Origin of the sequence: Rhodococcus sp. IEGM 1354, assembly GCF_030056855.1 — a bacterium.
In the GTDB taxonomy this organism is placed as follows: domain Bacteria; phylum Actinomycetota; class Actinomycetes; order Mycobacteriales; family Mycobacteriaceae; genus Rhodococcoides.
Genome location: NZ_JASHKT010000004.1, coordinates 38,335 through 61,333 on the forward strand (window position 1 = coordinate 38,335; position 22,999 = coordinate 61,333).

The following is a 22,999-nucleotide window of genomic DNA, read 5'->3' on the forward strand; positions in this document are numbered from 1 at the left end:
CCTGCCGAGTGGACCGAAAAACAATCCAACAAGCATCAGCTGAAAGAGAATCCGAACGCCATGCCGCAAACCGTTCAAGCCGTCGTCGCCAAGAGCAAGGGTGAGCCGGTCTCGATCGAGACGATCACCATTCCCGATCCCGGCCCGAACGATGTCGTGGTCGCCATCGCCGCGTGCGGGGTGTGTCATACCGATCTGCATTACCGCGAGGGCGGCATCAACGACGAGTTCCCGTTCCTGCTCGGCCACGAAGCCGCCGGCACCGTCGAAACCATCGGGGATGCCGTCACCCATGTCGAGGTCGGCGACTTCGTCGTCCTGAACTGGCGGGCGGTGTGCGGGGAATGCCGGGCCTGCAAGAAAGGCACCCCCTGGTACTGCTTCGACACCCACAACGCCTCGACGAAGATGACTCTCGACGACGGCACCGAACTGTCCCCGGCGCTGGGGATCGGTGCGTTCGCCGACAAGACGTTGGTCCACGAAGGCCAATGCACCAAGGTGAACCCCGATTCCGATCCCGCGGTCGTGGGGTTGCTCGGCTGCGGGGTGATGGCCGGGCTCGGTGCCGCGATGAACACCGGCCACGTCTCGCGCGGCGACTCGGTCGCGGTGATCGGCTGCGGCGGAGTCGGGGACGCCGCGATCGCCGGAGCACGCCTGGCCGGGGCGTCGACGATCATCGCCGTCGACCGCGACAAGGGCAAACTCGACTGGGCTCTCGACCTCGGTGCCACGCACACCGTCGACGCCTCCCAGGTCGACGCGATCGAGGCCATCCAAGAGCTCACCGGCGGATTCGGGGCGGATGTGGTCATCGATGCCGTCGGCCGTCCGGAAACGTGGAAGCAGGCGTTCTACGCCCGCGACCTGGCCGGAACGGTTGTGCTGGTGGGGGTGCCGACCCCGGAGATGACCCTCGAGATGCCGCTCATCGACTTCTTCTCCCGCGGCGGATCACTGAAATCGTCCTGGTACGGCGACTGCCTGCCGGAGCGGGATTTCCCGATGCTCGTCGACCTGTACGAGCAGGGCCGGTTGCCGCTCGAGAAGTTCGTCACCGAACGTATCGGTCTGGGCGAGATCGAGGCGGCGTTCACCGCGATGCACGAGGGCAAGGTCCTGCGTTCGGTCGTGGTCCTGTGAGTGTCGAAACACTCGTCACAGCAGGCGGACTGCGAATCGAACGCGTCGTCACCTCAGGCGTGTTCGCTCTCGACGGCGGCACCTGGGAGGTGGAGAACAACATCTACCTCATCGGTGACGACACCGACGTCGTCGTCATCGACGCCGCCCACACCGCCGCCTCTATCATCGACGCCGTCGGCGGACGGCACGTCAACGCCGTCCTGTGCACCCACGGCCACAACGACCACGTCACCGTTGCCCCCGAACTCGGCCACGAACTCCACGCCCCGATCCTGCTGCATCCCGGCGACGACGTCCTGTGGAAGCAGACCCACCCAGACGCCACACACTGGACTCTCGACGATCATCAACGAATTGCCATTGCCGGCACCGATATTCAGGTCATACATACCCCCGGGCACTCTCCGGGATCGGTGTGCTTGTATCTCCCGGAGGTTGGTGTCCTCGTTTCCGGGGACACCCTGTTCTCCGGGGGTCCCGGTGCCACCGGGCGGTCGTACTCCGATTTCCCGACCATCATCGGATCCATTCGCGACCGTCTTTTCGCCCTTCCTGATGACACCATCGTTTTGACAGGTCACGGCGACTCCACGACCATCGGCGTCGAATCGCCCCACCTGTCGGACTGGATTATCCGCGGGAGCTGAACCGGTGGGTGGGTGGCGATCGTCGCCACCGATGCCTTTCGGTCTTCTTCGGGCGTAATCGGGTGCCGCTGCGCAAACTGTGGAGCCTGTCCAGGCTCGCTTGGGCTTACTCCACGGTCAGTTTGTCGGTGAGTGTCCGCGCCTCCGACAGTTCCAAAGGGATGTCATGCGCAACGTCGACCTGTCGGAAAACGCGTCTGGAAAGTTGCTGCGCGCGTACGTGCGGACGGTCAGCGCCCAGTGCTCGATGCGTTGGCGACCACCACCGGCGACAGTCAGTGGGGTGTCTTGTCATTGATGCCGGAAGTTCGGGTGTTGCTCGACGCCGATGCCCGACGGTGGCGCACCGAGTTTCAGGAAGATGGACTCCATCTCGACCGTATTCTTGTGGTGACTCGGGCTGCGGACGGTCTGGGAGCGGCGGCACGTGACGAGGCCAGTCTCACCACCGAGGAGGTCGAGCGCACCACCGCGCTCCTGCTCGGTATGACTTTCGATGACGGACCACTCTAGTTGGAGAGCATGATCCGATCGATACCGCTGTGAGGGGAGTGGCCGCCGTCTCGGGGACGGTGTTCGGTGCGTCGGAGACCGATGACGTCGCGGACCAAAAAGCGGCGCAACCCGAGTCTCGACTTAACGTCGACGTCGATCAGCTGACGACGACGAGGCTGGGCATCGTGGTCTGTGTTTCTGTCGGCTTCTTCGGTACCGATGGATACAGCGAAAATCCCGGGCCGGAGTTGCGGCCCGGGATTTCGTAGAATCAGCGCGTCGCCAGTTCGTAGATCAGTAGTCCGGAGAGCGAGAGGATGGACAAGAAGCCGAGCCCGCCGATGATGTTCTTCCACCAGGTGTTGCGCAGATCGCCCATCAGTTGGCGGTTGTTGCTCATGACGTAGAGCAGGAAGCCGAGGAACGGCGCGATCAACACGGTGAGCGCTTGGGCGATAATAATCAGCTGCACAGGCGATTTGGTGAAAATCAGCGTGATGGCGAATCCCCAGGCGAGGATGCATGCGCTGGTGCGTTTGGCGGTCAGCGTGCTGGGCGACGGGCCCTTGCCGAGCGCGTCCGAGAGCATCGTGCCGCCGGCGGTGGCGTTGGCGACCATGGCGGAGAAGGCGGCGCCGGACAGGCCGAGGGCAAAGATGGTCGATCCGACGGGTCCGGCGATGGGCTCGAAGATCTTGGCGAGGCCGACGAGTGTCTGCGCTTCTGCATTCTGTCGACCGAGCACGGCCGCGGCGACGATGATCACCAGGGACGTCATGATTCCGGGAGCGATGATGCCGGGGATGGTGTCTGCGATGGTCGTCTGCTTGTACTGCACGCGGGTGCGGCCGCGTTCGTGGGTGCCGTACGAGGTGAAGAAGGCGGCGTTGAGCGAGAAGTTGGTGCCCACCAAGGCCACGACGAGCAGCGCTCCTCCCGGGGGGATGCTGGGGACGACGCCGCTGACCGCTTCGTACCAATCGGGCTTGGAGATGACGGCGCTGATGATGAACGTGGCACCGAGCAACCCGACGATGACCAACAGGACGCGCTCGACGGTGCGATAGACGTTGCGGAACAACAGGATCAAACCGACGAACGCAGTACACACTGCTGACCAGATCAGTGGTGATCCGCCGAACACCATCGAGAGCCCGAGGCCGGAGCCGACGGCGTTACCCACCGAGAAGCACAGGGTGATGATGAAGACGCCGAATCCCGCAGCGACGCCGACCTTCTGGCCGAGGACGTCTTTGACGGAGCTGATCATCGATTTCGGGGTGCGGATTCCGAGCCGCACACTCATGTCCGCGAACACCAGCATGAACACCGTCGAGAGCACGATGACCCAGATCAGGCTGTAGCTGTACTTGCTGCCGGCTTCCACGGCGCTGGCGAGGTTGCCGGGGCCGAATTGCCATGCACCGGCGATGAATGCCGGCCCGGCCATGGCGATGGTGCTCAGGAAGGTTTTCCACTTTCCTGAGCCGGGCGTGGGGGTTTCCGAGGCTCGCGCGGCTGTGGGCGGTATCACCGGTGTTGCGTGGTCTTGACTCATGGCGAGCCCTTTCTGGATGCACGGTCAGCCGGCGACATGGGTTGAGTCTGCTCTCGGCCTGGTGTGACATGGGGCGAAACGTGGGATGGATCAGATGCAGAGCTCGGCAATCCAACCGAACGGACTCGTCCGCGTGGTGTTGTGCGTGCCGAAAAGGAGGTGGTACTCGGTGCCCTTCCGGGCCGTAGCGGCTACGACGGAAGGGCACCGAGAGCAAGGAGGTCGACCCGGGGCGCGGGTCAGACCAGCGCGGGCACTACCGAGCCGAGGTTCGCGGAATCCAGTGCCGCTGCGATCTCCTCGTGGGCACCGGCAGCGAGCGGAAGCAATGGTGAACGCACGGTGGCATGTTCGAGGATGCCGCGGTGCACGAGGCCTTCCTTGAGGGCGACGGTGCCTTCCATGTGGGATCCGCGGTGATAGACGTTCGCGGTGACGGGCAGCAGACGGTCGTGAATGGCGCGCGCTGCCGGGTAGTCCTTGGCCTTGCCTGCCGCGATGAGCTCGACGAGCGGCTCGGGTGCGAGGCCGCCGTAACCCACCAACAGGCCGTCGACGTCGAACATGGTGTGCAGCAGGTACTCGTCGTGGCAGCTGAGGATTTGCAGTTCGGGGTTCTCCTTGCGCAGCACCGGGATCTCACGATCCCAACGGCGCATGTTGCGGACACCGTTCTTGGTGGCGAAAACGCCTTCCTGAGCGGCAATTTCGAGCTGGGTGTCGAGGTTGTACGTCGCCTTGGTGACGTCGGGGTACTGGAACAGGATCAAGGGCAGGCCCGAGCCTTCGTAGAGTGCCTTGTAGCGGCCCTGCGGCGCGCCGTCCTGGTATCCGAATCGCAGCCATCCGTGCGAGGGGTAGACCAGGCCGGCGGATGCACCGGCGTCGACTGCCCGCTTGGCTTCCTCGACGGATACGGCCGTGCCCTCACCGGTGATGCCGGCGACGATCGGGAGCTTGCCGTCCACCGAATCGCGGAACGCACCGATCACCTTGGCCTGCTCGGCCTGGGTGAGGAACGTGCCCTCGCCGGCATGGCCGAGGACGACCAAGCTCTTGACCCCGTCGACACTGCCGAGCCAGGACCCGAGTCGCTGGATTGCGTCGTAGTCGACCTCGCCGTCGCGGGTGAAGGGCGTGATCGGTGCCGGGCTGAGTCCGCGGAGATCGAGTGAATTCATGGTGACGTCCTTTTCGAGAGGCGGTTGGGAACGTTGTCGGGAACGTTTGCATAACGCTAAACCCGTGCCGTCAAATGTGTCAACCATCACTTTCGGATGCCCAGGTGGCAGGGCCCGCAAAGTCGGAAAACTGAGTCATTCCTGCCCATGCAAACGTTCCTGAAACGTTTGCATGCGCCCTAGGCTGGAGATCTGTAAGTTCGGCCGTAGCAAGAGATCCACCGACGAGTCAGGAACCCCCATGCGTCCCACCCGAAGCGGGCTCCAGTCGGAGCGCACGGATGCCATCACGTTGCGCGACGTCGCCAAGGCCGCTGGGGTCAGCATTTCCACCGTCAGTCGTGTGCTCGACGACCGCGTCGCGCCCTCTCGGTCCGCGACGGCGGTCCGGGTGCGTGAGATTGCCGAGCAACTCGGCTACCGACGCAACACGTTCGCGTCTAATTTGCGACGGGGTGCCACGGCCACCATCGGCGTCTTGGTGCCGCGGCTCTCGGACACCGTGATGGCGTTGATGTTCGAGGCAATCGACAGGGCCGCCGGCAAGGAGAACTATCATGCCATTGTCGCGACCAGTGGCGACGACCCCAAGGACGAGTGGAACGCCGCGCAGTCACTTCTCGAACGCAATGTCGACGGGATCGTTCTGGCCACGAGTCGCACCGACGATCCGCTCCCCAGCCACCTCCGCGAGAACGGCATTCCTCACGTTCTGGTTCTCCGAACCGACGGCAAGAGCCCGTCCTCGATCGGCGACGACGAGACAGGCGGGTATCTGGCGGTTCGTCACCTCATCGATCTCGGCCATACCGATATCGCGGTTCTGACCGGACCACTGTTCACGTCCAGTGCTGTCGGGCGACTGGCCGGCGCTCGAAAGGCGTTCGACGAAGCCGGCGTGTCACCGAGGTCGGCGTGGACGGTCGAGACTGGCTACGGAATCGAAGCGGGCGCGCATGCAGGACACGAATTGTTCGACGCCACAGACCGTCCCACTGCCGTGTTCGCCGCCAACGACAACCTAGCTCTCGGCGTCTTGTCCGCGGCGCACCGTCACAACCTGTCTGTCGGGAAGGACATTTCGTTGGTCGGCTACAACGATATTCCGCTCTCGCAATTGCTTCCGGTCCCGCTGACCTCGGTTCGCACTGCGTTCGATCAGATTGCAGGCACTGCAATGGACTTGCTGCTCAGCGGTGCTGATGGGCCGAACCCACTCCGAATGGCGCTGCCTACATTGATTCCACGACAATCGTCGATCGCCGCCGCCCGCTGAACCCTGGCGCACAACGCTATTGGTGCGGCTACCTCGTACGCCCGATCGTAACTAGTCGAGCCACGCCTGCCTCACGGCTGAACCCCGCCACCCAGGCTTTTGCACTAGGACTGCGGCTAGCTCGTTATGACGGTGGGCAACGGAGCAGGTGAAGCATCCGGGCAACCCTTCTCCGCGAGTGGGGGAGGGACTGGTTTGCGAGGATGGGCACCGTTGAATCCCATGACACCCGCTTAACTTGTTTGTTCAGAAAGCAAAACAAGCCAGACGTGTCACGGATCCAAGGTGGCTCGCCGAACAGCTCCCGAATGCAGTCTCGCATGGCTGAACTACAGCGTGCGGCGCACACGGTCGCTCTATGCGGGCGGGCCACATCCCGCGCCCGTCAAGGGCCAAGACTGCTACTGCGTCGAGATGCCCGTGCGCGATCCGAGCCCCAAAGTTGATATTACGGTACGGTAACTGCCGTTTTCCGTGCGATGTCGTCGGCGGGATCGTGTCTGTCGTTGGCAACTCGGCAACTGTTCGCTTCGGTCAGCATCATCGCCGGATGGCTAACGCCTCGCCCGGAAGGGCATTTGTCCAGCAAGCCGTTGGACCAATGCGGTGGGGTTCGCCGTTTCACCTTTCGACTAAATCAAGGGCGATATGGGTTCGCGACTAATAAGTCTCGTTGTCACGAGTCCGCACAGAGCGTCGATCGCCAGGACACTATCCGTCCCCTGACACCGTGGCTGTCCGACGCCGATCAGGACAATCCGGTGTCGGAGAATCGGCGGCAGTTTGGTGTCACGAGAGTGTCACAAGTCGGTACGATCGGTGATGGACCGACCTGGACCCTGATGCACGAAAAGCGTTGCTAATAAACGAATGCCGCGTCCAGATACGTTCAGGTGAAACCGCTTTCAGGGACTGAAAATCCGTTACTTTACGAGTCAGACGGGTCCGCCAGGTTTTTTGTCCGGGCTTCAAGCCAAATACCTCCTTGTAAGAGGGTTACTCTTCCGCGAGGGTGTCCCTGCTGTCTGGGTGTCAGGCCGTCGCGGGGCGATTTGTTCAGTCGCTTTGTCGCGGCGATGGACGTTCGTGGTGATTAGAGCACGTAGGTGGATTTGCAAGGATCAGTCGGCGTTCGAGCGTGCCGCGAGCGTGTCACTACTCGGTGCAACTGGGGGTGGACCAGCGTGAACCGGTTCGGACAGAAACGCCTGGTCAAGGTCTGTGCGGTGCGTCCGGGTGGGACCATCGAAGTATGGCCGATCTAGCTGGGGGTCAAGGGGTCGCAGGTTCAATTCCTGTCAGCCCGACAGATAGTTGCAGGTCAGAGGCGGTTCCGGAGAAATCCGGAGCCGCCTTTTTTGTGCGCGTGCCGCGGGAGTGTCACTACTCGTTTCTTACACGGTCGAACTGGGCGCTGAGGCGGTGTCCAGGTGTATCCACTGGTGTCCGGCGATCCGCATGTGTTGATCAATTGGACCTGCGTGGACGGAGCCACTTGATTCAGCTGTTTCGCTGTCAAGTAGCTCTGGAGTCCGTAGGGGTCCGGGCAAAGTCGGAAACCTGGGGGTTGTTCACCAGCGCTTTGAACCATTGCCGAACCTTGCATATCAAGACTGGTCGTGTTGCTCCGCTGGCTCACGTGATATTTGTTGGCCGATATATACGCGTACATGGCGGGCGAACATCTTTGGATGCATCCATGAAAACCGCCATGAAGGGCTACGCAGTCTCCGTCGGTTCGCAGCTCGACCGATTGACGTCCTGCATCGGCTCGTGCACGGAGGATTAGCGTCGGCTATTGAACTGCTGTTCGTGATCGCGGCGACCATGGTTGCCAGCGTCCGTCACCTGGTGGTTGTGTCGAGTGGGCTTGAAGTTCGCCTTTTCTTGTTGCGGACAGCGGCGTCGCGGTACTGCCCGCCCAAGTCGGTGGTGATTCGTTCGATTAGATGTCGTGCGGCAGTGGACTCGCAGTATCGAGACAGGCTTCCCAGGGTGTAGATCGCGTCCTCGTCGCATGCGTCGCATCCGCAACGTGTCGCCGTGCTGGAGATGGGCCCGGCGCCCCGGCCGCTGGCGTTCTAGAGTCTCTGTCCAACCTGTTTCGTTAGTTGTTACTGATCTGGCCGCGATCCAGCGGTTCGCGACAACCTTCTGAGCTGCATATATAAAAAATCAGCGTCCGACGATCAACTGGGGCTTTCTTTGTAGCCCGACAACTGGCATGCTAGTTGCAGTGATGCCGATCACCTACGGAGGCCGATATGGCCTCGAGTCCATCAATTTGTTCTGAGAAGGTGCCATGCAGACTTCAGACTTGCCTGCCCCAGGATTCCTGCCGTTCCCCGACGACGGTAGTGGTTACGACACCGACGTCGTCATCGTCGGGCTGGGCCCGGCCGGCGGCACGGCCGCTCTTGCGCTCGCTACCTACGGAATTCGCGTTCATGCTGTGTCGATGTTCCCGTGGGTGGCGAATTCGCCCCGCGCGCACATCACCAATCAGCGCGCCGCCGAGGTCCTCCGCGACCTGGGCGTAGAGGAGGAAGCGCGCCGCTACGCAACGCCGTGGGATCAAATGGGCGACACGCTCTTCACCACCAGTTTGGCCGGGGAAGAAATTGTTCGCCTTCAAACCTGGGGGACCGGTGACCTGCGCTACGGCGACTACCTCAACGGCAGCCCCTGCGCCATGTTGGACATTCCGCAGCCGCTCATGGAGCCGGTGATGGTCAAGAATGCCGCGGAACGCGGAGCGATCATCAGCTTCCACACCGAATACATCGACCACGTGCAGGACGAGGACGGGGTGACGGTCCGACTTCGAGACGTGCGATCCGGCCACGTCTTCGAGCAGCGGGCCCGCTACCTGCTCGGCTTCGACGGTGCCCGCTCGAAGATTGCCGAAGAACTCGAACTACCCTTCCAAGGCGAACTCGCGCGGGCGGGAACTGCATACATTCTGTTCAACGCCGACCTGAGCAAGTATGTCGCCCACCGTCCCAGCATTCTGCACTGGATCATGAACTCCAAAGCCGGATTCGGAGAAATCGGCATGGGTCTCTTGCGAGCGATCAAGCCCTGGAACCAATGGATCGCAGGCTGGGGCTTCGATATGGCCGATGGCCAACCCGACGTATCCGACGAGACGGTCATCGAACAGATCCGGACCCTGGTCGGTGATCCGGAACTCGACATCGAGATCGAGTCACGGTCGTTCTGGTACGTCAACCAGCAGTACGCAGAGCACTACCAGTCCGGCCGAGTGATCTGTGGCGGCGATGCCGTTCACCGCCACCCGCCGAGCAGCGGCCTGGGCTCGAACACCTCGGTCCAGGACGCCTTCAACATTGCCTGGAAGCTGGCCTTCGTCATCAAGGGCTACGCCGGTACGGACCTGGTCGAAACCTACTCACCGGAACGAGTGCCGGTGGGCAAGCAGATAGTCGCCCGCGCCAACCAGTCGCGCAAAGACTATGCCGGCCTACGGGAATGGTTCGACAACGACAGCGCGGACCCTGTGCTCGACGGACTGGCGAAGCTCAAGGACCCATCGCCCGAAGGGGTCGCGCGCCGCGAACGTCTCTACGAGGCGCTCGAGCACAAGAACACCGAGTTCAACGCCCACGGCGTGGAACTGAACCAGCGGTACGAGTCCACGGCTGTCGTAGGCGACCCGAACCTCGCCGACGAGCAGTGGCCACGCGATCGAGAACTGTTCCTGCAAGCGACAACTCGCCCCGGTGCCAAGCTGCCACACGCATGGTTGGTCGGAGACGACGGTTGCCGAATCTCCACCCTCGACGTGGTCGGCAAGGGCATGATGACCCTGCTGACAGGAATCGGCGGACAAGCCTGGAAGCATGCCGCAGCGTCTCTCGATCTGCCGTACCTGCGCACCGTCGTGGTCGGCGAATCGGGCACCATCGACCCGTACGGGTACTGGCGCCGGGTTCGAGAGGTCCACGAAGCAGGGGCAATTCTGGTCCGTCCCGACGGATACGTGGCATGGCGACACGCCGAGCCCGTCTGGGACGACGCCGAGGCGCTCGCAAGTCTGCAGAGCGCGCTGAGCGGCATTCTGAGTAGCCCTGTCGAACCTGCCGATATCAGCGAACCGTCGGACGGCTCAGGCTCGGGCGCTCCGCAGTACAGCACCGCTCCCGCACCGATCACTGTTCCTCAGGCACAACCCGAGGATGCTCTGGCCAGCGCGCAAGCACACTGAGTCACGCAGCGTCGCAATACAATCGAAGGAAGGCGCACATCCATGACGCATCCGTACACCAGCGTGTGGAACGACCTCAATCAGGTCGAATTCTCACAGGGCTTTCTTCAGGCCGGGCCCTACCGCACCCGCTACCTGCATGCAGGCGACAGCTCGAAGCCCACGCTGCTTCTGCTGCATGGCATTACCGGTCACACCGAAGCGTATGTCCGGAATCTTGCGGTGCATGCCGAGCATTTCGATGTCTGGGCTATCGATTTCATCGGCCACGGCTACTCGAGCAAGCCGGATCATCCTCTCGAGATCGAGCACTACATCGATCAGGTGCAGCATGTGCTCGACGAGCTGGGCACGCAGAAGGCCTACTTCAGTGGGGAATCGCTCGGCGGCTGGGTCACCGCGCGGCTCGCGGCCTCCCATCCCGATCGGGTGGAACGCATCGCCCTGAACACCATGGGCGGCACCATGGCCAACCCCAAGGTCATGGAGCGGCTCTACACACTGTCGATGGAAGCAGCGAAGGACCCGAGTTGGGAGCGAGTCAAGGCCCGGCTCGAATGGCTGATGGCCGACCCGACGATGGTGACGGACGACCTGATCAGGACCAGGCAGGCAATCTTCCAGCGGCCGGACTGGCTCGAAGCCTGCAAGATGAACATGGCACTGCAAGATCCCGAGGTGCGCGCCCGCAACATGATCACCGATGACGAGTTGCGGTCGATTCAGGCTGAGGCACTGGTCATCTGGACCACGAAAGACCCCTCCGGTCCGGTGGACGAGGGCAAGAGAATCGCCTCGCTGATCCCCAACGGCCGTCTTGCCGTCATCGAGAACTGCGGCCACTGGCCGCAATACGAAGACGCAGCGACGTTCAATCGGATCCACCTCGATTTCCTCCTCGGACGTGACGAGAGCACCTCCGGTGAAACCCGCGTCACGGCCGGACAGGAGTAGACGATGCCCCTCGCACTGCTTGCCATGAGCCACAGTCCACTTCTCGAGCACGCCGAACTCCCAGCCGACGTATCTGCGGAACTGGAAGCGGCGTTCGACAAGGCTCGTACGTTCGTCCACGACTTCGACCCGGACGTCATCGTCAACTTCGCACCCGACCACTACAACGGCTTCTTCTACACTCTGATGCCCGCGTTCTGCATCGGATACGCAGCCGAGAGCATCGGCGATTACGGAAGCCAGGCCGGCCGTCTCGATGTGCCCGAAGATCTCGCCCGCAGCATCGCCGAACACGTCCTGAGCGAGGGGATCGACCTGACCGTTTCACTCGACATGCAGGTCGATCACGGCGCAGTTCAGCCAATGGAGTTGATGTACAAGAACATTGCGGCCAAGCCCGTGGTCCCGGTGTTCATCAATTCCGTCGCGCCCCCGTTCACTCCCGTCAAGCGAATCCGTCTGCTGGGTGAATCCATCGGACGGTATCTGTCGACTGTGGACAAGAAGGTCTTGCTCATTTCCTCGGGCGGTCTCTCGCACGATCCACCGGTACCCAGGCTGGCGACCGCAACACCCGAGCAGCGACAGGCGTTGTTGGGTAAGGGGGGTCCGATTTCCGCGGAGGCCCGTGATGCTCGGCAGCAACGAGTGATCGACGCAGCGAAGAATTTCGCCGCCGGCACTGCCGATATCCAGGATCTCGCACCCGAATGGGACCGAGACCTCATGCGCATCCTGGCATCCGGTGACCTGACACCACTCGACGAGTGGTCACCGACGGAGATGACCGAGATCGCCGGCAACTCCTCGCACGAAGTGCGCACGTGGATCGCCGGCTACGCAGCACTCTCGGCCGCGGGCGGGTACGAGGTCGACTACAGCTACTACCGGCCCATCAGAGAACTCATCGCAGGATTCGGTCTGACCACCGTGGTTCAACGCTGATCTGACACCGAGGTCGAGGGCCAGTGCAGAACGGGCCGCGTGGCAACGCGGCCCGTTCGAGCGCCCCGGGCCGACAGGAAGCCGGTCCTGCTCACACGGCCAGGTCACGCGTCCGTGATTCGTCGCGGATGACCTCGACCGTCCCGACGATGTGGTGCTCCATCGCTTCGCGGGCCCAGCGTTCGTTGCCTGCTCGGATCGCCTCGGCGATACTGCGGTGATCGTGCTGTCGATCGTCCAGCGCACTCGACAGCGGATTGTCAACTCCAGTGGTGTTGATCAGGAAGTCGGACAGGTCCCACATCCGCTGCGAGGTCTCGGCCATGATGCGCGAGTGGGCCATTCGGTGAATCACCGCGTGGAATTCTCGGTTCTGCACTCGGTAGCCGTGAGCTCGCACCGCCGCGTCGTCGGACGAGATCAGGCCGTCGACGTTTGCGGAGACGGCGTCGAGGTCGCGGAGCTGGGCGTCGGTGCGGCGCAGGGCAGCGACGCCGGCAATGGTCCCCTCGAATCCGCCGAACAAGGTGAAGAAGTCCTCGACTTCCTGGCGCGTGTACGAGACGACCTGCACGCCGACCTGCGGAACGATATCGACCAGCTTGTCACTCGACAGACGTCGGAGTGCATCCATGACCGGTTGCTTGCTGACACCGAATTCGTGCCGGATCGACTCCACGACAATCTTCTCCCCGGCTGCATACTTGCCTTCGAGGAGACGTCCCTTGAGCGTGTCGTACAGAACCGCGGACAGCCGTGCCCCGGTCAGTCGAACATCGGCGCGTCCTTCGGTACCGACTCGGTCGGTCCGATCCCGTGTGGGGTCCGACTCTTGAGTCCTGACCTGATCAGTCATCGATACGACCTTCTTCCTTCCGGCCGGTGCCGAACTGGAATTCTAGCCGTTGTGGCATGAGTCACGATCGGCTAGGTTCACTGACAGGCTAGCATTCCAGAACTTTTGATTGGGTGCACCTTCACGCCTTCTCCGGACCATTCGTCCTCGACTATTTCCTAGGAGCCGCACATGCGCACAAGTACCGTCCTGCAGGCGCTGTCGCGCCGAGAGATGCTGGTCCGAGCCGGCCTCGTGCCGGCCGCACTTGCACTCGGAGGTCTCACCGCCGCCTGCGCGACGACGCAGGATCCGAACTCCCCGGGGCAGGACTCTTCGCAACCACAACCGGGCGGCGTAATCGAGGAGCAGGACTTCGACGACACCATGATCGATGCGGCCTTCGTTCGTAACGGCGGTTGGGGACCGTCGCGTTACGGCTCGGACGACGAGCGCGGCACGCTCAACGAGGTGACCGCAGAGAAGACTGCTGCCGCACTCGCGCTGCTCGGCGGATCGCCGGTGCGCACCTACGATCTGTCGGAGCGACTGTTCAATGGGTTTCCGGCACTGGCCACACCCGAAGCGCCTCGCATCTACGAGCAACGCTTGTTCGTCAGTGGGTTCGACCCCGGCCCGGGCTTCGATGGGATCCTCGGCCCGACGACACCGCGCGCTTCGAACGAATTCAGTTCGGTGGAAGAACGTTTCCCTCTGGGTGGCACCTACCAGATCGGTACGCAGCTCGACAACCTGAACCACATCGCGGTCGGTGACTACTTCTACAACGGATTCCGCGGTGCCGACATCGCCGTCACGTCCGGCACCACCAAACTGGGCGCGGAGCATATCGGGCCGATCGTCACCCGCGGAATTCTGCTCGACGTCCTGTCCGACAAGCAGGAAGGACCGAACAGCGCGGACCTGGTCCAAGCGCCCAACGGCCGATATGCGCTCCGTGAGGACTATCGCATCACCGTCGAGGACCTCAAGGCAGCGTTGGAGCGCGCCGGGGTGGCTCGGATCGAACCCGGTGACGTGGTGCTCATCCGCACCGGGTGGAATCAGATGCTCTACAGCGATCCGAAGCGTTTCACGGGCTTCTATCCCGGGGTGTACCTCCGCGAAGCGCGCTGGTTGGCGCAGTTCCGGCCCGCGATCGTCGGAGCCGACACGTGGGGTGTGGAACTGCTGGCGGGTGCAGATGTCGAGGGCTTCGCGCAGTGCCATCAGGAGTTCATCGTGCGCAACGGCATTCGGTTGCAGGAGAGCGTGATGCTGGACGACCTCGCACGCGATGGTGTCTACGAGTTCGTCTACGTTCTGACCCCGCCGAAGGCATCCGGTGCCACGGCCATCAACGCGGGCCCGGCTGCACTGGTGCCCGCCTGACCTGACCGGCCGGGTCCGCCGACTGTGTGTCGAAGGCTGCTCACATTCGTACTTGTGGTCCACATCACCGTCAGTTAGTGTGATCTGGAACGCTAGCATTCCAGCCGAAGTGCGGAATGGCTCGAACAACCTGAGCGGCGTGTCCATCTCGACCCATCTCGACGACATCTGCGCTGTCGCCCGAGTCGCAAAGGAGTGCTCATGGAATTCAGCATCGGAACCTGCGCCAAGATCGATCAAGTCTCGATGGTCAAGCAGGCCGAGGACCTCGGCGTCACCCACTTCGGCGTCGGCGAAGGACCGCTGCTCTTCAGCGACCCCTACCAATTCCTGGCGTTGGCAGCCCGTGAAACGAGCACCATCCAGCTCGGCACCATGGTCACCAACCCACTCACCAGGATCGCCCCGGTTACCGCGAACTCGATGGCAACCCTCAACGCGCTGGCCCCGGGCAGGACCTACCTCGGCATCGGCACCGCCAACAACGCACTGCGGTCGATGGGTAATCGCACCGCCAAGATCGCCGAACTCATGCACGCGATCGAGGTATCACGCGATCTCATGGCCGGAAAGCGAACAGTCCACAAGTGGCTGGGACAGGAACGCGAAGTCGAGTTCCTCGACAAGGAAAGCGGCTTCTACAACGTCAAGGACCACATCCCGATCTGGGTTGCCGCCGGCGGCCCGAGGGGCTTGGCCGAGGCCGTCAAATACGCCGACGCCATCGTCTACTGCCTCGGCCCCAACCCCGACATGATCAAACTGATCCGGACCCGTCTCGACGAGGCAGTCGCCAACGCGGGCCGCGCGCCGGGCTCGGTCAAACTGGTGTCCCTGTCGTGGTTCTACCAACTGGAGAACGGTGAGACCTGGGAAGACGGTGTCACCAACGGCTTCGGCTCCGGACCCATCAGCTCGTGTATCACCAACTCCGGCTTGATGAACGAACACCGCGACGTGCTCGGCGACTCCATCGTCGACGCCTCCATCACCGCAGCCCAGCAGTACCTCGGCGACCCGACTGCTGTGGATCAGCCGCACTACCTCGACACCTGGGCGAAGTATCTGCGCGGTCTCGACCCCAAACACCGCCCGATCATCACCAAGGAACTCGTCGACTACTGGTGCCTCTACGGCTCACCCGCCGAACTGCGCGAGAAAACCGCGCTGATGCTCGAATCCGGAGTCGACATCACTCAGGTGTTCCTGTCGAACCCCTTCACCGCGCAACGCGACATCGACAACATCGGCCATTCCATCCTCGCTCACGCCTGAACCCGTTCTCGCTCAAACACTGTCAGGAGACATCCATGGAGCTCGACCCCCGCACCACCGCCCTGATCGTCGTACACACCCAAGGCGACGTCGTCGGACCCGACGGCGCATTCGCGGACTTCTTCTACAACCAGGTCGTCGAGCGTGATGTCATCGCCAAGATCGCCGGTCTGGCCGAGAGCGTCCGCTCCGCAGGAGGCACCGTCATCTTCACCCGAGTCGCCTGGAAGCCGGATCTGTCCGACCTCGAGGTCAATTCGCCGATCCTCGGCATCGTGGCGCAGTCCGGATGCCTTCAGCAAGGTGCCCCGCTCGCCGAGATCGTCGAGCCGTTGACGCCTAAGGACGGCGACGTCGTCGTCACACATCAGCGCGTCGGAGGCTTCCAGAACAGCACCCTCGAGGAGACCCTCCACGCGAAGGGCATCACGACGACACTGTTCGCCGGCGTCGCAACCAACTTCTCCGTCGAAGGAACCGCCCGCACCGCAAGCGATCTCGGGTATCGCACCGTCGTCGTCGACGACGCCTGCTCGGCCGCGACCCCCGAATCACACTCCGCCAGTATCGAATCGCTCGGACTCCTGGCGGAAATCGTCACCATCGAGGACGTCACCTCCGCGCTGACCACCTCCGTCGGCGATCCCGCATGACAGTCACCACGAACCCCGCCACCGCAGTATCCACCGACGACACAGGAGACGCCCCCGTGAGCACCAACATGCTCGTAGCTCGGCTGCACGAAATCGATCAGCCGATGAAACTCGAGTACCTACCGATACCGACCCCTCGGCCCACCGACGTCGTCGTCCAGGTCAAGGCGTGCAACGTCGTTCCCAACCTGCGCAACGTCCTTGCCACCTACGCCGAATGGTTCCCCTACCTACCGCTGCCGAAGCTGCCCGCAGTGTTCGGCCTCGACTCCTCCGGAGTGGTCTCCGCAGTAGGGGAGCACGTCACCGACATCGCCGTCGGCGACCGCGTCTACGTCAACCCCGGCCTGTCCTGTGGTGCCTGCCGCGCATGCCGCGACGGCCAGGACCAGAACTGCGACAAATACACGTTCATGGGGTACTTCGCGTTCGGCCCCGAAGGGCAGAAACTGTTCGACGCCTACCCCTACGGCGGATTGGGCGAATACCTGACAGCACCGCAGCGCAACCTGGTCAAGCTGCCGGACTCGGTCAGCTTCGAGGAAGGCGCACGATTCGGCTACCTCGGCACCTCGTTCTCCGCACTCCGCAAAGCGAACGCCGGACCAGGGAAGACTGTCCTCATCGATGGGATTTCGGGAACCCTCGGACTGGGCGCGTGCTTGAACGCTCTCGCGCTCGGCGTCACCAAGATCTTCGGGACCGGCCGCAACGCCGAACTGTTGGCCGATGTCAGGGCCATCGCACCCGACCGAATCGAAGTACTCCCCATCGGTGAAGGAAACCTCAGCGACTGGCTGCGCGGGCACAACGACGGCGAGGGTGCCGACATCGTCATCAGCTCGGTCGGCCCCGGAGCACCGGCAGAATCGATCACCGACGCACTCGCAACCCTGCGTCGCGGAGGAATCGCAGTCGACATCGGCGGAATGATGGAAAAGCCTGCACTGGACCTCTTTTCGATGATGTGCTCCCAGATATCCGTACTCGGCAGCCTGTGGTTCTCGACCGGAGAAGCGCAGGACATGGCAGACCTCGCCGCCACCGGCATGCTCGACCTGTCTGTGCTCGAACACCATTCCTTCCCACTGGAGAAGATCAACGAAGCCCTCGACAGCCTCCCCGAAAGGCACGGCGGGTTCACCAACTTCATCAGCGTCCCTTGAGGCCTGACCCGCTACCACAGCTCACGCCCACGCCGCGCTCACCTCGGTATGCCCACCACTAACCGGCTAGAAGGTCAGGCCGGTATCAGTAGAAAGAACCGACAATGACCACACGGTCGACAGCCCCCGCGGGAAAGCCGAAGGCGAACTCGCCGCTTCGCGTCGCGATGGCCAGCTTCATCGGTACCACCGTCGAGTACTACGACTTCTTCATCTACGGCACTGCCGCCGCTCTCGTTTTCCCGAAGTTGTTCTTCCCCGACGCATCCCCACTGATGGGGGTGTTGCTGTCGTTCGCCACGTTCGGCGTCGGGTTCCTCGCCCGCCCCCTCGGCGGGGTGGTGTTCGGCCACTACGGTGACCGTCTCGGGCGCAAGAAGATGCTGGTTCTGTCCCTGGTCGGGATGGGAGTCGCCACCTTCCTGATGGGCTTGCTCCCTGGGTACGCCAGCATCGGAATCGCCGCGCCCATCCTGCTCACGCTGCTGCGACTGCTCCAAGGATTCGCAGTGGGCGGCGAGTGGGGTGGTGCCACGCTGATGGCCGTCGAGCACGCCCCGAAAGCACGAAAGGGCTTCTTCGGCTCGTTCTCGCAGATGGGCGCACCGGCCGGCGTCAGCCTGGCGACCCTGGCGTTCTTCGCGGTCTCGCAGCTGCCCGACGATCAATTCCTCAGCTGGGGTTGGCGAATCCCGTTCCTGGTCAGCTCGATTCTGATCGTCGTCGGACTAGTCATCAGGCTCACCCTCGAAGAAAGCCCTGATTTCGAGAAAGTCAAAGACACCAATGCCGTCACACGCATGCCGATCGTCGAAGCATTTCGCAAGCACCGCAAGGAAATACTCCTGATCGCAGGCACCTACCTCAGTCAGGGAGTGTTCGCCTACATCTGCATGGCGTACCTCGTCTCGTACGGAACGAGCGTCGCCGAGATCACCCGTACGCAGGCACTGGCGGGCGTCTTCGTCGCGGGAATTGTTGCCGTGGTGCTGTATCCGGTCTTCGGATCGATGTCAGACACGTTCGGCCGTAAGACGATGTATCTGATCGGTGCCGTGGCCATGGGCGTCGTCATCGGACCCGCATTCATGCTCATCAACACCGGCAACCCATGGTTGTTCATGACAGCGCTGGTACTGGTGTTCGGTATCGCTATGGCACCGGCGGCCGGTGTGACAGGGTCGCTGTTCTCGATGATCTTCGACGCCGACGTGCGCTACTCGGGGGTATCGATCGGTTACACCATCTCCCAGGTCGTGGGCTCTGCGTTCGCACCGACCATCGCAACAGCGCTATACGCTGCGACCGGTTCGAGCGTGTCGATCGTCATCTACCTCGTGGTTGTCTCGCTCATCTCCATCGTCTCGGTGATCCTCCTTCCCGGAGGATGGGGCCGCAACGGTGCCGCGATGCAGCTTGTGTCAGACGGCGGGCATTCCAACGACACCACCGCGACGAAGTCCTCGTCTGCCCAGTCGTCGGAGCTTGACACGGTATGACAGAAAGGGGTGGCGGCGTAGCTGATGGTCTATGCCGCCACCGCTTTGCGCTCAGCACCGTGCGTGCGCCACATCTCCGGTCCGCATCTCACGCGTCAACCCGATGCGCGCCGGTTGCATTGCGTGTAAGTGCGCGTCCCAACGCGAGCGCCGCCGTGCGGACGGCGGGGGCGAGCAATTCGGGCTTGAAGCTCGCTGTGGGTACCGACACCGACAGTGCGGCAATAGGTTCCCCGGCGAGCAGTACCGGAGACGCGAGACAGCAACCACCCAGTGCGGCTTCCTCTCTCTCGATCGCGATGCCGGTGCGGCGGATTGCGTCCAGTTCGCGAGCAAGCGTCTTCGGGTCGGTGATGGAGTGTGGCGTGTATCGACGTAGCGGGCGAGAGAGGACTTCGTCCTGCACGGTTGGGCTCTCCGGGGCCAGCAACGCTTTCCCGACGGCGGTGCAGGTCAACGGCAATCGTCCGCCGATCTGCGAGGGCAAGGGGAGTGCGATATGGCCGTGAATCTTCTCCACGTACACCGCATCATGACCGTCTCGGACCGCCAAATGTACGGTCTGCTCGGTCACCGCGAACAGATCTTGCATGAACGGCACTGCAGCAGCACGTAATCGGTGCTTGAGTCCGACGCGCTCACCGAGCTCGAACAGTGCCATTCCCAGCTCGAAGGTGTTGCCGCGACGCGAAAGCCACCCGAGTTCTGCCAGGTCGACCAACAGCCGGTGCGTGGTCGAGCGAGGCAAACCCGTGCGGGTCGACACCTCGGCCAGGGTCAACGCGGTCCCTCCAGGAAACACGTCCAACACCAACGCCGAACGCTGTAACACCGACAACGTATCCCGTTTCATGGGACAGATCCTATCCACGATGACCGAGTGAGAATAGCGTGAAAATCATGACCACCGTCGAACAGCACACGATCAGCGAAGCGGCCGACCGTCTGGCCAACGCCGCCAAGACGGCCACGCCCTGCGATCCGGTCCGGGACCTCATCGGACGCGAGGACATAGACGCCGCCTACCGCATCCAGTCACGCAACATCGAGGCACTCCTCGCATCCGGTCGCACCGTCGTCGGCCGAAAGATCGGGCTGACCTCGCCCGCCGTGCAGAAACAGCTCGGGGTCGATCAGCCCGACTTCGGAGTGCTGCTCGACGATTTCGATGTCTCCGGTGACGGCCCCGTCGATTCCGCCCGGCTGCTGCAACCGCGCATCGAAGCCGAGATCGCGTTCATCCTCTCCTCCGACATCGACGAGAAGATCACCGCAGCACAAGCGCCATCGTTCGTCGACCGGGTGTTCGCATCGTTCGAGATCGTGGACAGCCGGATCACGGGCTGGGATATCAGCCTGGCCGACACCGTCGCCGACAACGCATCCTCGGGCCTGTACGTGTTGGGGGAGAGCATCTCTCGCGCCGATGCACCCGACCTCGCCGAGGTCACCATGACCATGACCGCGGACGGTGAACAAGTGTCTGCCGGCAAGGGCTCGGACTGCCTGGGAAGCCCGTGGGCGGCGCTGGTGTGGTTGGCCAACACCAGCTTGTCCTACGGATCACCGCTTCGTGCCGGTGAAGTCATTCTCTCCGGCGCATTGGGTCCGATGGTTGCTGTGACACCTGGCTCGACGTACACCGCGTCCATATCCGGAATCGGCGACGTCACAGCGACATTCACCGCGTGATCGACGACGGACGAACCTCCCCACAGAATCGAAGGACATCATGAGCAAAACCAAAGTAGCGGTGATCGGATCCGGCAACATCGGCACCGACCTCGTCATCAAACTCAAACGTGTAGCCAAGAACGTCGAAATCGCTGTGCTGGTCGGAATCGACCCTGCCTCCGACGGTCTCGCCCGGGCGCGTCGCCTGGGTATCAGCACCGTGGACTCGGGAGTGCAGGGCCTGATCGACCACCCCGACTTCGCCGACATCGGCATCATCTTCGACTCGACCTCCGCCACAGCGCATGTCGCCAACGAAGAAGCCCTGCGGCACCACAACAAGCGGCTGATCGATCTCACCCCGGCCGCAATCGGACCGTACGTCGTGCCGGCGGTCAACCTCGACGAGCACCTCGGTGCGCCCGATGTGAACATGGTGACCTGCGGTGGACAGGCGACCATCCCGATCGTCGCCGCGATCTCACAGGTCACGCCGGTGCACTACGCAGAGATCGTCGCCTCGATCGCCTCGAAGTCGGCTGGTCCCGGCACCAGGGCAAACATCGACGAGTTCACCGAAACGACCTCCGAGGCAATCGAAAAAGTCGGGGGAGCGGCCCGCGGCAAAGCCATCATCGTCCTCAATCCGGCCGAGCCGCCGTTGATCATGCGCGATACCGTCCTTGCACTGGTATCGAACCCGGATCAGGACTCGATCCGTCGATCCGTTCTGGACATGGTTGCCAAGGTCTCGGCCTATGTCCCCGGCTACCGGCTCAAGCAGGAAGTGCAGTTCACTCAACTCGACGACGCAGAATCCGTCGCCACCTTGACCGGCGGCGTCGACAAGGGGCCCGACCTGTGGAAGGTCTCGGTGTTCCTCGAGGTCGAAGGTGCCGCGCACTACCTTCCGGCGTACGCCGGCAACCTCGACATCATGACCTCCGCCGCCCTGCAGGTCGCGGAGAAGATCGCAGAGAACAAGACCCTGGAGGCGGCACGATGAGCGAGACCACGAAGCGTCCGAACGCGACCGACGGTGCTGCCCTGTACATCCAGGACGTCACTCTGCGCGACGGCATGCACGCCGTGCGGCACCGCATCAGCCCCGACAATGTCGCCCGCGTCGCCAGCGCCCTCGACCGCGCCGGTGTCGACGCCATCGAGGTCACACACGGGGACGGCCTCGCCGGCCACAGCCTGACCTACGGGCCCGGCAGCAACACCGACTGGGAGTGGATCGAAGCCGCCGCCTCAGTGGTGCATCGCGCCAAAATCACCACCCTGCTCCTTCCCGGAGTGGGAACGGTGAGAGAACTCGAGCATGCGTTCAAGCTCGGTGTCACCTCGGTCCGAGTGGCGACGCACTGCACCGAAGCCGACGTCTCCGCCCAGCACATCGGCAAAGCCCGCGAACTCGGCATGGATGTGTCGGGATTTTTGATGATGTCCCATCTCGCGGAGCCCGAACAGCTTGCTGCACAGGCGAAGTTGATGGAGTCCTATGGCGCGCACTGCGTGTACGTCACCGACTCGGGCGGTCGGCTGACGATGAACGGTGTCCGCGACCGCGTGCGCGCCTACCGGGACGTCCTCGACGCCAATACCCAGATCGGCATCCACGCGCACCAGAACCTGTCGTTGTCGGTGGCGAATTCTGTTGTGGCAGTGGAAGAGGGAGTGACCCGAGTCGACGCATCACTCGCCGGACACGGTGCAGGAGCAGGGAACTGCCCGATCGAGCCGTTCGTCGCCGTCGCCGACCTGCACGGATGGAAGCACAATTGCGACTTGTTCGGGTTGCAGGACGCAGCCGACGACATCGTTCGACCGTTGCAGGACAGGCCTGTTCAGGTCGACCGCGAGACGCTGACCCTCGGATACGCCGGTGTCTACTCCAGTTTCCTTCGTCACGCCGAGACGGCAGCCAAGCAGTACGGACTCGACACTCGCGCGATCCTGCTCGCTGTCGGTGAACGCGGTTTGGTGGGTGGCCAGGAGGACCTGATCACCGATATCGCGCTCGACTTGGCAGCGTCCAAGAGCTGACTCGGCACGTCGACGACATTCAC

At 62.9% G+C, this 22,999-nt stretch carries 20 protein-coding genes; 16 read left to right on the forward strand and 4 right to left on the reverse strand.

Annotated elements, in window-relative coordinates; all coding sequences use genetic code 11:
• Positions 1-60 precede the first annotated feature (60 nt).
• From QM588_RS09990 to QM588_RS10005, 4 genes are all read left to right on the forward strand, one after another.
• Positions 61-1,146, forward strand: a complete 1,086-nt coding sequence (locus QM588_RS09990; RefSeq protein ID WP_283312935.1) for an S-(hydroxymethyl)mycothiol dehydrogenase — start codon at positions 61-63, stop codon at positions 1,144-1,146.
• Positions 1,143-1,796, forward strand: a complete 654-nt coding sequence (locus QM588_RS09995; RefSeq protein ID WP_283312936.1) for an MBL fold metallo-hydrolase — start codon at positions 1,143-1,145, stop codon at positions 1,794-1,796. The genes QM588_RS09990 and QM588_RS09995 overlap by 4 nt, the downstream gene beginning before the upstream one ends.
• 240 nt (positions 1,797-2,036) lie before the next feature.
• On the forward strand, positions 2,037-2,309 hold the full coding sequence (locus QM588_RS10000; RefSeq protein ID WP_283312938.1) for a hypothetical protein: 273 nt from the start codon (positions 2,037-2,039) through the stop codon (positions 2,307-2,309).
• A 29-nt stretch (positions 2,310-2,338) separates the two neighbouring features.
• On the forward strand, positions 2,339-2,560 hold the full coding sequence (locus tag QM588_RS10005) for a hypothetical protein (protein ID WP_283312939.1): 222 nt from the start codon (positions 2,339-2,341) through the stop codon (positions 2,558-2,560).
• Between the two features lie 2 nt (positions 2,561-2,562).
• On the opposite strand, the gene QM588_RS10010 is transcribed toward QM588_RS10005, so the two are convergent.
• Positions 2,563-3,741, reverse strand: coding sequence for an Nramp family divalent metal transporter (locus tag QM588_RS10010; RefSeq protein ID WP_283313511.1), 1,179 nt, complete (start codon positions 3,739-3,741; stop codon positions 2,563-2,565).
• Positions 3,742-4,088: 347 nt separating this feature from the next.
• Positions 4,089-5,030 carry a dihydrodipicolinate synthase family protein gene (locus QM588_RS10015; RefSeq protein ID WP_283312941.1) on the reverse strand — a complete coding sequence of 314 codons (942 nt, stop codon included), beginning with the start codon at positions 5,028-5,030 and terminating at the stop codon, positions 4,089-4,091.
• A gap of 241 nt (positions 5,031-5,271) precedes the next feature.
• Between QM588_RS10015 and QM588_RS10020 the strand changes: the two genes are divergently transcribed.
• The 4 genes from QM588_RS10020 (at position 5,272) to QM588_RS10035 (ending at position 12,433) form a co-directional block, all read left to right on the forward strand.
• Positions 5,272-6,306 (forward strand): LacI family DNA-binding transcriptional regulator, encoded by a 1,035-nt coding sequence (locus QM588_RS10020; protein WP_283312942.1) that lies wholly within the window; start codon positions 5,272-5,274, stop codon positions 6,304-6,306.
• A gap of 2,302 nt (positions 6,307-8,608) precedes the next feature.
• The gene (locus tag QM588_RS10025; protein WP_283312943.1) at positions 8,609-10,534 is read left to right on the forward strand and encodes an FAD-dependent monooxygenase; all 1,926 of its coding nucleotides are present in this window, start codon (positions 8,609-8,611) and stop codon (positions 10,532-10,534) included.
• Positions 10,535-10,576: 42 nt separating this feature from the next.
• The gene (locus tag QM588_RS10030) at positions 10,577-11,488 is read left to right on the forward strand and encodes an alpha/beta fold hydrolase (RefSeq protein ID WP_283312945.1); all 912 of its coding nucleotides are present in this window, start codon (positions 10,577-10,579) and stop codon (positions 11,486-11,488) included.
• A 3-nt stretch (positions 11,489-11,491) separates the two neighbouring features.
• Positions 11,492-12,433, forward strand: coding sequence for a 3-carboxyethylcatechol 2,3-dioxygenase (locus QM588_RS10035; RefSeq protein WP_283312948.1), 942 nt, complete (start codon positions 11,492-11,494; stop codon positions 12,431-12,433).
• 91 nt (positions 12,434-12,524) lie between these two features.
• On the opposite strand, the gene QM588_RS10040 is transcribed toward QM588_RS10035, so the two are convergent.
• A complete protein-coding gene (locus tag QM588_RS10040) occupies positions 12,525-13,289 on the reverse strand; it encodes a GntR family transcriptional regulator (RefSeq protein ID WP_283312951.1) in 765 nt (254 codons plus the stop codon).
• Between the two features lie 171 nt (positions 13,290-13,460).
• Here QM588_RS10040 and QM588_RS10045 point away from each other — a divergent pair, with 171 nt between their 5' ends.
• The 5 genes from QM588_RS10045 to QM588_RS10065 all read left to right on the forward strand — a co-directional run bounded on the left by QM588_RS10045 (position 13,461) and on the right by QM588_RS10065 (position 19,253).
• Positions 13,461-14,660, forward strand: coding sequence for a cyclase family protein (locus QM588_RS10045; protein ID WP_283312952.1), 1,200 nt, complete (start codon positions 13,461-13,463; stop codon positions 14,658-14,660).
• A gap of 201 nt (positions 14,661-14,861) precedes the next feature.
• On the forward strand, positions 14,862-15,935 hold the full coding sequence (locus QM588_RS10050; RefSeq protein ID WP_283312953.1) for an LLM class flavin-dependent oxidoreductase: 1,074 nt from the start codon (positions 14,862-14,864) through the stop codon (positions 15,933-15,935).
• A 35-nt stretch (positions 15,936-15,970) separates the two neighbouring features.
• Entirely contained in the window at positions 15,971-16,588 is a 618-nt protein-coding gene (locus QM588_RS10055; RefSeq protein WP_283312954.1) for a cysteine hydrolase family protein, read from the forward strand.
• 68 nt (positions 16,589-16,656) lie between these two features.
• Entirely contained in the window at positions 16,657-17,754 is a 1,098-nt protein-coding gene (locus tag QM588_RS10060) for an alcohol dehydrogenase catalytic domain-containing protein (protein WP_442972898.1), read from the forward strand.
• A gap of 104 nt (positions 17,755-17,858) precedes the next feature.
• The gene (locus QM588_RS10065; RefSeq protein ID WP_283312955.1) at positions 17,859-19,253 is read left to right on the forward strand and encodes an MFS transporter; all 1,395 of its coding nucleotides are present in this window, start codon (positions 17,859-17,861) and stop codon (positions 19,251-19,253) included.
• Positions 19,254-19,341: 88 nt separating this feature from the next.
• Here QM588_RS10065 and QM588_RS10070 read toward each other — a convergent pair whose 3' ends face one another.
• On the reverse strand, positions 19,342-20,106 hold the full coding sequence (locus tag QM588_RS10070; RefSeq protein ID WP_283312957.1) for an IclR family transcriptional regulator: 765 nt from the start codon (positions 20,104-20,106) through the stop codon (positions 19,342-19,344).
• Between the two features lie 47 nt (positions 20,107-20,153).
• On the opposite strand from QM588_RS10070, the gene QM588_RS10075 reads away from it, so the two are divergent.
• Genes QM588_RS10075 through dmpG form a run of 3 tightly spaced genes read left to right on the forward strand, consistent with a single transcriptional unit; the run spans position 20,154 to position 22,976 of the window.
• Positions 20,154-20,945 carry a 2-keto-4-pentenoate hydratase gene (locus QM588_RS10075; RefSeq protein WP_283312958.1) on the forward strand — a complete coding sequence of 264 codons (792 nt, stop codon included), beginning with the start codon at positions 20,154-20,156 and terminating at the stop codon, positions 20,943-20,945.
• Between the two features lie 40 nt (positions 20,946-20,985).
• Entirely contained in the window at positions 20,986-21,933 is a 948-nt protein-coding gene (locus QM588_RS10080) for an acetaldehyde dehydrogenase (acetylating) (RefSeq protein WP_283312959.1), read from the forward strand.
• Complete coding sequence (gene dmpG / locus QM588_RS10085; protein ID WP_283312961.1) at positions 21,930-22,976, forward strand: 4-hydroxy-2-oxovalerate aldolase; 1,047 nt, start codon at positions 21,930-21,932, stop codon at positions 22,974-22,976. Before QM588_RS10080 ends, dmpG begins: the two co-directional genes overlap by 4 nt.
• Positions 22,977-22,999 lie beyond the last annotated feature (23 nt).

Excerpts from the sequence above, each read along its gene's own strand:
- QM588_RS09990 (WP_283312935.1), top strand. The coding sequence starts at position 61 with ATGCCGCAAACCGTTCAAGCCGTCGTCGCCAAGAGCAAGGGTGAGCCG.
- dmpG (WP_283312961.1), top strand. The coding sequence starts at position 21,930 with ATGAGCGAGACCACGAAGCGTCCGAACGCGACCGACGGTGCTGCCCTG.
- QM588_RS10075 (WP_283312958.1), top strand. The coding sequence starts at position 20,154 with ATGACCACCGTCGAACAGCACACGATCAGCGAAGCGGCCGACCGTCTG.
- QM588_RS10025 (WP_283312943.1), top strand. The coding sequence starts at position 8,609 with ATGCAGACTTCAGACTTGCCTGCCCCAGGATTCCTGCCGTTCCCCGAC.
- QM588_RS10080 (WP_283312959.1), top strand. The coding sequence starts at position 20,986 with ATGAGCAAAACCAAAGTAGCGGTGATCGGATCCGGCAACATCGGCACC.
- QM588_RS10015 (WP_283312941.1), bottom strand. The coding sequence starts at position 5,030 with ATGAATTCACTCGATCTCCGCGGACTCAGCCCGGCACCGATCACGCCC.
- QM588_RS10010 (WP_283313511.1), bottom strand. The coding sequence starts at position 3,741 with ATGGCCGGGCCGGCATTCATCGCCGGTGCATGGCAATTCGGCCCCGGC.
- QM588_RS10055 (WP_283312954.1), top strand. The coding sequence starts at position 15,971 with ATGGAGCTCGACCCCCGCACCACCGCCCTGATCGTCGTACACACCCAA.
- QM588_RS10070 (WP_283312957.1), bottom strand. The coding sequence starts at position 20,106 with ATGAAACGGGATACGTTGTCGGTGTTACAGCGTTCGGCGTTGGTGTTG.
- QM588_RS10060 (WP_442972898.1), top strand. The coding sequence starts at position 16,657 with ATGCTCGTAGCTCGGCTGCACGAAATCGATCAGCCGATGAAACTCGAG.
- QM588_RS10030 (WP_283312945.1), top strand. The coding sequence starts at position 10,577 with ATGACGCATCCGTACACCAGCGTGTGGAACGACCTCAATCAGGTCGAA.
- QM588_RS10020 (WP_283312942.1), top strand. The coding sequence starts at position 5,272 with ATGCGTCCCACCCGAAGCGGGCTCCAGTCGGAGCGCACGGATGCCATC.
- QM588_RS10040 (WP_283312951.1), bottom strand. The coding sequence starts at position 13,289 with ATGACTGATCAGGTCAGGACTCAAGAGTCGGACCCCACACGGGATCGG.
- QM588_RS10035 (WP_283312948.1), top strand. The coding sequence starts at position 11,492 with ATGCCCCTCGCACTGCTTGCCATGAGCCACAGTCCACTTCTCGAGCAC.
- QM588_RS10065 (WP_283312955.1), top strand. The coding sequence starts at position 17,859 with ATGACCACACGGTCGACAGCCCCCGCGGGAAAGCCGAAGGCGAACTCG.
- QM588_RS10045 (WP_283312952.1), top strand. The coding sequence starts at position 13,461 with ATGCGCACAAGTACCGTCCTGCAGGCGCTGTCGCGCCGAGAGATGCTG.
- QM588_RS10050 (WP_283312953.1), top strand. The coding sequence starts at position 14,862 with ATGGAATTCAGCATCGGAACCTGCGCCAAGATCGATCAAGTCTCGATG.